Annotated in this window: 7 protein-coding genes and 2 pseudogenes; 4 read left to right on the top strand and 5 right to left on the bottom strand. The window is 74.2% G+C overall.

Going from position 1 to position 11,005, the window contains the following annotated elements; genetic code table 11:
- Window positions 1-280 precede the first annotated feature (280 nt).
- Both AB0924_RS15075 and AB0924_RS15070 read right to left on the bottom strand, forming a co-directional pair.
- Window positions 281-379, bottom strand: a pseudogene (locus AB0924_RS15075) (3-oxoadipate enol-lactone hydrolase); the annotation flags it as partial.
- Window positions 380-538: 159 nt separating this feature from the next.
- A complete protein-coding gene (locus tag AB0924_RS15070) occupies window positions 539-1,054 on the bottom strand; it encodes a MarR family transcriptional regulator (protein WP_358927656.1) in 516 nt (171 codons plus the stop codon).
- A gap of 79 nt (window positions 1,055-1,133) precedes the next feature.
- Between AB0924_RS15070 and AB0924_RS15065 the strand changes: the two genes are divergently transcribed.
- The 3 genes and pseudogenes from AB0924_RS15065 to AB0924_RS15055 form a co-directional block, all read left to right on the top strand.
- On the top strand, window positions 1,134-3,266 hold the full coding sequence (locus tag AB0924_RS15065) for an MMPL family transporter (RefSeq protein ID WP_366911602.1): 2,133 nt from the start codon (window positions 1,134-1,136) through the stop codon (window positions 3,264-3,266).
- 75 nt (window positions 3,267-3,341) lie between these two features.
- Entirely contained in the window at window positions 3,342-3,683 is a 342-nt protein-coding gene (locus AB0924_RS15060) for a DUF3140 domain-containing protein (protein ID WP_358927652.1), read from the top strand.
- A 12-nt stretch (window positions 3,684-3,695) separates the two neighbouring features.
- Window positions 3,696-3,998, top strand: a pseudogene (locus AB0924_RS15055) (ATP-binding protein); the annotation flags it as partial.
- A gap of 325 nt (window positions 3,999-4,323) precedes the next feature.
- Here the strand turns inward: AB0924_RS15055 and AB0924_RS15050 are convergent.
- The gene (locus AB0924_RS15050; protein ID WP_366911601.1) at window positions 4,324-4,932 is read right to left on the bottom strand and encodes a helix-turn-helix domain-containing protein; all 609 of its coding nucleotides are present in this window, start codon (window positions 4,930-4,932) and stop codon (window positions 4,324-4,326) included.
- Window positions 4,933-5,214: 282 nt separating this feature from the next.
- Between AB0924_RS15050 and AB0924_RS15045 the strand changes: the two genes are divergently transcribed.
- Complete coding sequence (locus AB0924_RS15045; protein WP_366911600.1) at window positions 5,215-5,700, top strand: CocE/NonD family hydrolase C-terminal non-catalytic domain-containing protein; 486 nt, start codon at window positions 5,215-5,217, stop codon at window positions 5,698-5,700.
- Window positions 5,701-5,753: 53 nt separating this feature from the next.
- On the opposite strand, the gene AB0924_RS15040 is transcribed toward AB0924_RS15045, so the two are convergent.
- Together AB0924_RS15040 and AB0924_RS15035 are read right to left on the bottom strand one after the other, a co-directional pair.
- On the bottom strand, window positions 5,754-8,012 hold the full coding sequence (locus tag AB0924_RS15040) for an SWIM zinc finger family protein (RefSeq protein ID WP_366911599.1): 2,259 nt from the start codon (window positions 8,010-8,012) through the stop codon (window positions 5,754-5,756).
- Window positions 8,009-10,888 (bottom strand): SNF2-related protein, encoded by a 2,880-nt coding sequence (locus AB0924_RS15035; protein WP_366911598.1) that lies wholly within the window; start codon window positions 10,886-10,888, stop codon window positions 8,009-8,011. The genes AB0924_RS15040 and AB0924_RS15035 overlap by 4 nt, the downstream gene beginning before the upstream one ends.
- Window positions 10,889-11,005: the final 117 nt, after the last annotated feature.

Below are 11,005 nucleotides of genomic sequence, written 5' to 3'. Positions count from 1 at the left end.
TACTTGGACGCCATCGAGGTGGACATCCGCTTCTCCCAGGAGCCGGGCGTCAACGTGCTGTCGGGCGAAGTCGTGGCGGAACGCTTCGGTGCGGCTTCGTCGTCTCACGGCTCCACTCAAAGTCCTGTCAGGACGGACGCCAGCGGGGCCTCGCCGTCTCACCCGCCTATCACGAAGCCATCACCAACTGGGCGGCCTCTCACGGACCAGCAGGCCCTGACCTGCTATTTTATGCCCGCGTTGGACTGGCGTAGACGCCCCTGGACGGTCTCTACAACCTGTGCCAGGTCGTTCCCAGTGAGGGACCCAGGATCAGGACAGGGGCGTCTTCCGGCCCGTCGAAGCGGTATTGCAGGGTGTTCATCGGCGTCTCACTCACGCCCTGCACCGTCTCACATCCCGCCCGTGACCCTTTGACGGGGGCGGTGAGGATTCGGGACGGATCGGGTGAGAACCGGCCGGTGCGTCCGGGCGCTTCCAGCTGGGCGGCACCCAGTGGTGTGAGGACGTGCGGCATCGCCTTGCCCTCCCACGCGGGTCACCGGCGGTCCGGGCGGGGGTCGGGGCCGCTGCGCAGGAGGGCGAGTTCCCGGTTCATCTCGCCCAGGAAGCGGGCGACCACGCTCAGCTCCGCGGGGCTGAAGCGCTGCCGCGCGGCCTCGGTGCCGCGGGCCAGGGGCTGGAAGAAGTCCCGGGCGACGCTCCTGGCCGCCTCCGCGTAGTGCAGATGGACGACGCGGCGGTCGTCGTCCGCCCGGACGCGCCGGATGTGCCCTGCCCGCTCCAGGCGGTCCAGGCAGGCGGTCATGGCGCCGGAGGTGAGGTCGAGCCGCCTGCGCAGCCGCCCGGGCGTCATGGGCCCTTCCTCGGGGTCGGCGTCCAGGATCGCGACGAGGGCCTGGACGTCGGTGAGATGGAGGCCCTGCGTCTGGGCGAACTCGTGGGCGATGCGGTTGAACTCGCCGTTGAGCCGGCGCAGAAGGACCGCGAAGGACTGCAACCCCGTGGGGTCGTCCCCCGGAAGAGACGGCGAGGCGTGTTCGGTCCCGTACATCGCCCCAGTATATGGTTACTCGATCATTGAGATACTTGATGACTGACTTACTTGGTCGCACCGACATTCGAGGAGACGTATGAGAGCGACACCCGGCTGGACGCGGTGGCTCGTGCCGCTCCTCCTGCTGTTCGTCTGGCTCGGTGTGGGCGGAACGCTCGGGCCCTACGCCGGGAAACTGGGCGAGGTCGCCACCAACGACCAGTCCGCCTTCCTGCCGCAGAGCGCGGAATCGACCAAGGTGCTCAAGGCCCGCGAGGCGTTCGACCAGGAGGAGACGCTGCCCGCGATCGTCGTCTGGACGGCGGACGGGAAGCGGGTCACGGACGACCGGCGGGCGCCCGCCACCCGGGCCGTCGGCTCACTCGCGGGGCGGACCGGGATCGTCGGCGCGCCGTCGCCCGCCCTGCCCTCCGAGGACGGAAAGGCGTTGCAGGCCGTCGTCCAGCTGCGGCCGGACCTGGGCGACCGGTTGCCCGACGTGCTGGACACCGTGCGCGAGGCCGCGCGGAGCGTGCCGGGTACGACGGCGGAGATCGCGGGCCCGGCGGCGAGCCAGGCCGATCTGGGGGACGCGTTCGCGGGCATCGACGGGCTGCTGCTGGGCGTGGCGCTGGGCGCCGTGCTGCTGATCCTGCTCCTGGTCTACCGGAGCGTCCTGCTGCCCTTCGTGATCATCCTCGGTGCGGTGTTCGCGCTCGGGCTGGCGTGCGCGGTCGTCTACGCGCTGGCCGACCACGACCTGGTCCGGGTGGACGGCCAGGTGCAGGGCATCCTCTCCATCCTCGTGATCGGCGCCGCCACCGACTACGCGCTGCTGCTGGCCGCGCGGTTCCGCGAGGAACTGGCGACGGGCCAGGACCGTGCCACGGCCGCGGTGGCGGCGGTGCGCAGGTCGTTCGGCGCGATCACCGCCAGTGCCGCCACCGTGGCGCTCGCGCTGCTGGCCCTGCTCGCCGGCGACCTCACCAACAACCGGGCGCTCGGGCCGGTCGGCGCCATCGGCATCGTCTGCGCCGTGCTCTCCACACTCACGTTCCTGCCGGCCGTGCTGGCGCTGCTGGGCCGGACCGCCTACTGGCCGTCCCGGCCGCGGGAGTCGGACGCCTCCGCGGAGGGGCACGGCGCGTGGCACCGCGTCGCCGGCAAGGTGGGCGCCCAGCCACGCGCGGTCTGGGTGGTGACCGCGCTCGGGCTCGCCGTGCTCGCGGCCTTCTCCCCCTCGCTGTCCGCGAAGGGCGTGCCCCTCGACGAGATCTTCGTGAACGACGCCCCGTCGGTCGCCGCGCAGAAGACGCTCGGCGAGCACTTCCCCGGCGGTTCCGGCAACCCGGCCGTCATCATCGCCGACGTCGGCCGGGCCGCCCGGGTGACCGCCGCGGCGAAGGACACCGAGGGGGTGGCGTCGGCGGCCGCCGTCTCGGCGTCCGGGCGGCCCGGCGGCGGGGCGCCGAAGGTCGTGGACGGGCGGGTCCGCATCGACGCCACCCTGGAGGCCGCGGCGGACAGCGACGCCGCCAAGCGGACGATCGAGCGGCTGCGCGCCCGGGTGCACGCGGTGCCCGGAGCCGACGCGCTGGTCGGCGGCTACACGGCCCAGCAGTACGACACCCAGCGGACCTCCGCCCGCGACCGCACCGTCATCGTGCCCGTCGTGCTGGGGATCATCCTGCTGATCCTAGTCCTGCTGCTGCGCTCCCTGCTCGTGCCGGTGCTGCTGGTGGCGACGGTGGCACTCAACTTCCTGGCCACCCTGGGCGTTTCCTCGCTCGTGTTCAAGCACGTGTTCGGCTTCGGCGGCGCGGAGGCGTCGGTGCCCCTGTACGGGTTCGTGTTCCTGGTGGCGCTGGGCGTCGACTACAACATCTTCCTGATGTCCCGGGTGCGGGAGGAGGCGCTCGTCCACGGCAACCGGCAGGGTGTGCTGCGCGGTCTGACCACGACCGGAGGGGTCATCACCTCGGCCGGGGTGGTGCTGGCCGCGACGTTCGCCGCCCTGACGGTGATCCCGCTGGCCTTCCTGGTGCAGATCGCCTTCATCGTGGCCTTCGGCGTCCTGCTGGACACCCTGGTGGTCCGCTCACTGCTGGTCCCGGCCCTGGTGCTCGACATCGGCCCGCGGGCCTGGTGGCCCGGTGTCCTGCCCCGTGACGGCGCCGCTCCCGTGCCCGGTGCGCGCGAGGCGAACGGGGTGGAGGGCGCCGGGGTCTGAGGATGCGCGCTCCGGTGACCTGGACGAACCTGGGCAGGTAGGGCGACCAGGTGACGTAAGAGGTGACCACCATTGATGTCCGCACAGCACACGGACAGCGAGGACGACGACGTCCGGCACGCGTTCGGCGACGCCGTCAACATGACGGCCGGCGAACTCGAGAAGTGGCTGGAGACCGACGAGTCGAAGAGCGTGGGGCAGAGTGACGGCGGCGAGAGCGTCGGACACGAGTCCGGACGCCGCATCGTCACCCTGCTGCGCACGAAGAAGGCGGATCTCGACGAGGACGACATCGCCCACATGCGCAAGGTGGTCGGCTACGTCAGACGCCACGTCGAACAGCGCCCCGGTGGCGACATCACCGACACCAGATGGCGCTGGTCACTCATGAACTGGGGTCACGATCCGAAGAAGTGACCGGCCGCCGGGCAACTGGCCCACTGGCGCCTGGACGAACTGGCCTTCGCCACCGAGATGATCGTCAGCGAGCTGGTCACCAACGCCGTCCGCTACGCGGGCGGTCCGGTCGGGCTGCGGCTGACCAGGCACGACCGCCTGATCTGCGAGGTCAGCGACCCCAGTCAGTCGCAGCCGTACCTGCGCCGGGCCCGGCTGTCCGACGAGGGCGGGCGGGGCCTGTTCCTGGTCGCCCAGCTGACCCACCGCTGGGGCAGCCGCTACCACCCCGGCGGCAAGACCATCTGGACCGAGCAACTGCTGACGGCCGAGTGACGAGACCGGGCAACTGCCGACGAGTTGGTGACGAGCCGGCGTGCGCCGCCCGCGCCCGCCCAAGGCCAGGGCCTACGCCCCCTCGACGCGGCCGCCCGCGCTACGGCGTGGTGGGAGCCGACCAGCACGGCGTTCGTGGTCGGCCCCCGGCTGGCCCGGCTGGTCGCCGAGCGCGCTCCGCACACCACGCTGCGGCTGCGCACGTTCACGTGCCGACGCAGGCCACGTGCACCGACAACGGCGTCGACGTGGCCGGGCGGTGCTGTTCGACGTCGCTACGAGCCTCTGACGCCGGCCGCGTGCCCCGCACCGGGGCCGCGCGGGCTCAGGTCAGCAGCCGCACCCAGCTCGCGCCGAGCTCCTCGATCATCTGTTCCCGGGTGAGCTTCCAGTCGGTCCGGTCCCAGTGCTGGGCGACGAAGTCGAGCTGGGCCATCGCCAGCACGCCCCGGAAGTGACGCTGGTGCGGCTGAAGGCGCCCGGCCGCCGCCAGCCCGTCCTCGATGTCGCTGATGGCCTCCTCGAGCCACCGCTCGACCAGGTCGGTGAGTTCCGGATCGACCACGGCGGCGTCGCGGCCGATGCGGATGATCGGCCGGATCGCGGGCCAGCTGTCGGCGGTGCGCCGCAGCCACGCCATGATCGCCTCCGGCGTCCCCTCCGTGACCGTGGCCACGAGGTCCCGGGCCGTCGAGCCGTGTTCGGGTGAACGCTCGCGCTGGAGCGCCTCGTTGAGCTGCTCGTCGATGAGCGCCTTCATCATTTCGCTGCGGGAGGCGAAGTACGCGTAGAAGGTGACCCGCGTGGTGCCCGCGGCGGTCGCGATGTCGTCGACCGTGGTGGCGGCGTACCCCTTCGTCTTGAACAGCTCGAGTCCGGATTCCAACAGCAGCCGGCGCGTCATCCGCTTCTGCGCCGCACGAAGGTTCGCCATGTCCGGATCCTAACGCCGCGACTGTATGCCGAGCACACAAAACGACTCCGCACAATGCGCGTAGTTCATTGTTTTTTCGTCGCGCCCGTTTCATTGACGATGTGTAAAGCGAATGGATTCCGTGCTAGAGCCACCAGGTGCTGTGCCCCCCGTCCCGGACACGTGAGGCAGGCATGAGCGTCAAGAGCAACACCGTGAACACCGTCCTGGGCGCGGTGCCGGCCGAGGAGCTGGGAGTCGTCTCGGTCCACCGGGCGCTGCTCTCGGTGACTCCGGGCGCCGGTGGAGATCCTGAGCTGGTCCACCGCACCGTTCACCGAGCCCACCGAGATGATCGGCCAGGGCGCGGCGCGCCTCTTCGCGGAGATCGACCAGCCCGACACGAACTTCATCCTGCGGATGTGGGACGAGGCGCCGGGCGGCCGGAGGCAGCTCATCACCACCGCCTACCTCAAGGCCTCGCACCGCGAACTCGACGCGGAGCGCACCATCGAGGGCGACCCGTACCACCCGCACACCCGCGCGGTGCCGGTCGAACCGGGGCGGATCGAGGAGGACCTGCTGCGCGTCTACCCGTTCGCGGCGACGTTCCTGCCGGGCCACCGGCTGGTCGTGGAGCTCTCCAACGACGAGCCCCTGGCCGACGAGCACAACGCCCTGCTGCCCCCGGACGCGTTCCACCTGCCGGTGGGCCGCCCCGTCACCCACGAGACCTACCGGGACGCCGCCCACCCGTCCCGGCTGGTGCTGCCGTTCACGACGTCCTGAGCGCGGCGGCTCCTGACCTCGCAGGCCGCGTCCGTAGGTTCCGGGAGGGCGGCCTACAGGTCGTCCGGGGTGCCCAGGCCGGTCAGGGCTCCCACCGGGTCCAGGTCGGGGGTGCCCCGGGGCCACCAGTCGTCCTGGCCCGGCTCCGACTCGTAGGCGTACCACAGGCCGTCGCGGCCCAGGCGGAGCTGGACATGGCCGCGTGGGTGGGTGAGGTGGTTGCGCCAGGGGCGGAACGCCGGGAGGTCGGCGGCGAGCAGCAGCGGGCGGGCCCGGTCGAAGCGGCCGGCCGGCGGGTCCCACGGCTCCTCCAGGACGGCCAGCCCCTCCGGGCCGCCCTGCCGCCAGGCGGCGACCGCGCGGGCCAGGTCGGCCGGGGTGCGTCCGACGGCCGCGGCGAGCGTGGCGTACAGGGCGCGGGTGGCGGCGGTGAGGCCGGAGCCCGGACGGGCCGCGGCGAGCCGTACGGCGTCCTGCCAGAGCGTGAGCTCACCGACGGGGTCGCGTCCGGTGGTGAGCAGGGCGTGCGCGCGGGCGGCGGCGTCGGTGGCGAGCTGGTCCAGCGCGAAGGGGTCCGGGCCGCCGGGTGCCGCCGGGTACACCGGCGGCTGTTCTGGGTGCGGCGGCACGGGCAACGGCTGCGGCGGCGCCGGCAGTCGGCGCGGGGCGAGGGCGTCGGCGGCGCGGACGCCGGGCAGGGACCGCGGTGCCCCTTCCTGGGCAGCGCGGGCCGCCCGGGCGGCGCTGCGGCGGGACAGCGCGTCCAGCAGCTCGCGTTCGCCTCGGCCGCGCAGCAGGAGCAGCACGAAGGGGTCGGCGTCGAGCAGGCGTGCCATCTGGTAGCAGAGGGCGGCCGCGTGCTTGCAGGGGTGCCCGGAGTCGGGGCAGCTGCAGCGCGGGGCGAGATCGCCGGGGCCGGGCAGCAGGGGCACACCGCAGTCGGCGAGCGACTCGGGCAGCTCCTTGTCGAGCAGTGCCGCGATATGGCCCGGCCGGTCCGCGGCCGCGTCCAGGAACCGCTCCCAGTCACCGTCCTCCAGCGTGCGCAGGCGTACCTGCACCCGGTACGGACGCGGGCGGCTCCCCCGGACGTACGCCAGCACCAGGCCCGGGGTCACCGTGATCGCGTCCACGTTGCCCCCGTCCGCGTAACCCCGGCCCCGGACGAGCCGCTTGACGTCCAGCGCGCCCCGCTCCAGCGCGTCGACCCAGGCGTTGCCCCACCAGGTCCCGGCGAACGCGGTGTCCTCCGCCGGAGCCGTCCGGGGCGGGAACGCCGGGAAGGTCCGGCGGAGTTCGGAGTCCCGGTGCGGCGTGGCCATGGTGCCGGGCACCTGCGGAGGCGCGGCCGCGTGATCGTCCGGGCGGGCGGGGCTGCCGATGTCGTACGGCTCGTGCGGGGTTTCCGGCGTCTCGGACGGGTCCGGGGTCTCCAACCTGTCGGGGCCGTCCGGGCCGTCCGGGTCGTCGGTCCACGAGGGCATCCGGAAGGCGCTGTTCAGGAACTGCCGCATGTCCTGGACGGCTTGGGCGCGCGCGGGCCCCTCACCGGGCTGCGCGGAGCCGGCGGGCGACCGGGACGGCTCGGAGGACCGGCGCGCGGATGCGCGGCTTCCGCGCCGTGCCCCCTCTTCCGCCGCCCGGGCCCGCGACGCCTCCCGCCGAGCCGCACGCAGCGCCTCCCGAGCGACATCGCCGGGGCGCCCTCCCGAGGACGGGGGCGCGGTGGAGGGAGGGGCCGCGTCGGTGGAAGGGTCCGCGTCGGCGGTGGGTAGCGCATCTGTGCGAGGGCCCGCGTCGGTGGGACGCAGGGCGGCCCTCGCGATGTCGGCGGGGCGGGGCTCAGCCGCGGGGGCCGGCCCCGCACCGGGCTCGGTGCCGGGCGCCGGCGCGGTGGTGGGCGGTGGGCTCTCCGGATCGGGGGCCGTCTCGATCCGCGCGGCGTCGGTGCGGCGGCGTGCCGCACGCATGGCCTCACGGGCCACGTCGGCGGACGGAACCGCGTCCGTGGCAGGGGCCGCGTCGGCGGACGGGGCCCCATCGGCGGCAGGGTTCGCGTCGGCGGTCGGGGCCGTGTCTGTGCGAGGGCCCGCGTCGGTGGGACGCAGGGCGGCCCTGGCGATGTCGGCGGGGCGGGGCTCAGCCGCGGGGGCCGGCCCCGCACCGGGCTCGGTGCCGGGCGCCGGCGCGGTGGTGGGCGGTGGGCTCTCCGGATCGGGGGCCGTCTCGATCCGCGCGGCGTCGGTGCGGCGGCGTGCCGCACGCAGGGCCTCACGGGCCGCGTCGCCGGGGCGATGCTCCCCGGTCGTCATGAGGTCCTCCGCAGTGAGACCAGGTCGGACAGTTCACGGTCCGTCAGTTCCGTCAGGGCGGACTCGCCGGAGCCGAGGATGGCGTCGGCCAGGGCTCGTTTGGAGGCGAGCATCTCGGCGATGCGGTCCTCGACCGTGCCCTCGGTGACCAGGCAGTGGACCTGGACGGGCTGGGTCTGGCCGATGCGGTAGGCGCGGTCGGTGGCCTGCTCCTCGACGGCCGGGTTCCACCAGCGGTCGAAGTGGACGACATGGCCCGCGCGGGTGAGGTTCAGACCGGTGCCGGCCGCCTTCAGCGAGAGCACCAGCACCGGGGTGCCGCCGCTCTGGAAGCGGTCGACCATGCGCTCGCGCTCCGGGACCGGCGTACCGCCGTGCAGCAGGTCGACGGGGACCGCGCGGGCGGACAGGTGGGCGGTGATGAGCCGGGCCATGCCGACGTACTGGGTGAAGACGAGGGCCGAGCCGTCCTCGGCCAGCACGGTGTCCAGCAGCTCGTCCAGCAGGGCGAGTTTGCCGGAGCGCGCGGACAGCCGGTCGGCGCGGGCGTCCTCCTTCAGGTACAGCGCGGGGTGGTCGCAGATCTGCTTCAGGGCTCCGAGCAGTTTCAGCACCAGGCCCCGGCGGCCGATGCCCTCCGAGGTCTCGATGGCGAGCATGGACTCGCGCACCACCGCCTCGTACAGGGCGGCCTGTTCACGGGTGAGCGGCACCGGGTGGTCGGTCTCGGTCTTGGGTGGCAGCTCGGGGACGATGCCGGGGTCGGACTTCTTGCGGCGCAGCAGGAAGGGGCGGACCAGCCGGGACAGCCGCTCCACCGCCTCCTGGTCCTCGCCGTTCTCCACCGCGCGCGCGTGCCGGGCGCGGAAGGACTTCAGCGGGCCGAGGAGACCGGGGGTGGTCCAGTCGAGCAGGGCCCACAGTTCGGAGAGGTTGTTCTCCACCGGGGTGCCGGTGAGGGCCACGCGCGCGGGTGCGGGGATGGTGCGCAGCGCCTTGGCGGTCGCGGAGTACGGGTTCTTGACGTGCTGCGCCTCGTCGGCCACGACCATCCCCCACGGCTGCTCGGCGAGCCGCTCGGCGGCGGAGCGCATCGTGCCGTACGTGGTGAGGACGAAGCCGCCGGCCAGCCCGTCCAGGGTGCGGTCGGGGCCGTGGAAGCGGCGGACCGGGACGCCGGGCGCGAACCGGGTGATCTCGCGCTGCCAGTTGCCCAGCAGGGAGGCGGGGCAGACCACCAGGGTCGGCTCGGGGCGGGCCCGCTTCAGGTGCAGGGCGATGAGCGTGACGGTCTTGCCGAGGCCCATGTCGTCGGCGAGGCAGCCGCCGAGGCCGAGGGAGGTCATCAGGTCGAGCCAGGCCAGACCGCGCGCCTGGTAGTCGCGGAGGGTGGCGTCGAGTCCGGGGGGCGGTTCGGCCGGGCGCAGTCCGGCGGTGAGGCGGTCGCGCAGGGCTGCCAGCGCGCCGGCGGGGACGGCCTCGACGCTCTCGCCGTCCACCTCGGCGGTGCCGGTGAGGGCCACGGACAGCGCGTCGACCGGGTCGAGCAGGCCGAGTTCGCGTTTGCGGGCCTTGCGGACCAGGGCCGGATCGACCAGCACCCAGCGGTCCCGGAGCCGTACGACCGGCCGGTGGGCCTCGGCGAGCGCGTCCATCTCGGCCTCGCTGAGCGGTTCCCCGCCGAGCGCGAGCTGCCAGCTGAACCGCAGCAGCTCCTCGCTCTCGAAGAACCCGGTGCCGTCGGTCGCCGAGCCGGGCGCCGGGCGCACCACCGCGGCGGCGCTGAGGTCGCGGGCGAGGTCCCGCGGCCAGTGCACGGCGACCCCGGCGGCGCCGAGCCGCGCGGTGGCCACGCCGAGCAGGTCGCCCAGTTCCTCCTCCGACAGGGCGAGGACGTCGGGGACGTCCTGCTCGGTGAGCCGGTGCAGAGGCGGCCACACCCGGGCCGCGCGCCGGACGGCGAGGGCGGCGTCCACATGGGCGCGCGGGCCGAACGCCGCGTCCGCCTCGCCTGCCCACAGGGCGGCCGCGTCGGTCATCAGGGTGGGATCGGCGAGGCTGTGGACCTGGACGATCGCGGCCCCGGCGGCGCGGGCGCCCTCGGCGGCTCCGGCGTCGAAGACGTCGTACGCGGACAGGTCGAGGCGCAGCGAGATCCGTACGCCCGCGTCCATGCCGGCGGCGACCTCCGCGGCCCAGTCGTGGGCGTGCGGCAGGGATTGTGGTTCCCGGGCGGCGAAGGGGCGGCCGGCGGTGTGGGCGGCGGCGGGGGTGCGGGGCAGGGTGTCGGCGACCGCGTCCAGGAAGGAGCGGACCAGCGCCTCAGGCTCGGGCAGCCGCAGCGGGCCGGGTTCCGGCAGCGGGACGGCGTGGCCCTCGGGCGGCAGGGCGGCGGCCACCGCGCGCAGGTGGGTGATGTCGTCGGGTTCCAGCGGGCCGGCCCGCCAGGCGTCGTGGCCGGCCGGGGTCAGGCCGGGCAGCAGGCGGCCACGGGCGACCAGGCGCAGGGCGTGCAGGGCGGCGGCGCCCCAGCAGGCGGTGGCCGGGTGGGCGGCGGGGTCGCGCCGGGCCCGTACCAGCAGGGGCAGGGCGTCGGCGATCGGCAGGGTCAGCGCGGGCACCTGGCGGCGGCGGGCGCCCGCTCCGTGGCGTCGTACGACGGTCAGCTCCTCGACGGCGGGTGTGCCGGTCCCGTCGGGGGCTCCGGTCCCGTCGCCGGTGGGCAGCGGGCCGCCCTCGGGGTCCCAGAAGGCGATCCGGCTCTCGCGCGGGAGGGGCGCGGGCAGGTAGACGGACGCGAGGCGCACCGGTACCGGGTTCCCGGTCAGGCCGGGCCCTCCCGCGGGTTCCGCGACCGCGGCCGTGCCACCGCTCATACGTTCTGCCACCTCCCGCCCGGGTCCTGGACCGACCGGACGTCCTCGACTCTACGGGCGGGGTCTGACAACGGAGTCCGGCGGCCGGGCGGCAGCGGTGCCACGGGCCCGGCGGCC

It is taken from the genome of Streptomyces sp. NPDC047869 (genome assembly GCF_040704065.1).
Classification (GTDB): domain Bacteria; phylum Actinomycetota; class Actinomycetes; order Streptomycetales; family Streptomycetaceae; genus Streptomyces.
This window is presented reverse-complemented; position numbering and strand designations above follow the sequence as displayed.

Excerpts from the sequence above, each read along its gene's own strand:
- AB0924_RS15070 (WP_358927656.1), bottom strand. The coding sequence starts at position 1,054 with ATGTACGGGACCGAACACGCCTCGCCGTCTCTTCCGGGGGACGACCCC.
- AB0924_RS15065 (WP_366911602.1), top strand. The coding sequence starts at position 1,134 with ATGAGAGCGACACCCGGCTGGACGCGGTGGCTCGTGCCGCTCCTCCTG.
- AB0924_RS15060 (WP_358927652.1), top strand. The coding sequence starts at position 3,342 with ATGTCCGCACAGCACACGGACAGCGAGGACGACGACGTCCGGCACGCG.
- AB0924_RS15050 (WP_366911601.1), bottom strand. The coding sequence starts at position 4,932 with ATGGCGAACCTTCGTGCGGCGCAGAAGCGGATGACGCGCCGGCTGCTG.
- AB0924_RS15040 (WP_366911599.1), bottom strand. The coding sequence starts at position 8,012 with ATGACGACCGGGGAGCATCGCCCCGGCGACGCGGCCCGTGAGGCCCTG.
- AB0924_RS15035 (WP_366911598.1), bottom strand. The coding sequence starts at position 10,888 with ATGAGCGGTGGCACGGCCGCGGTCGCGGAACCCGCGGGAGGGCCCGGC.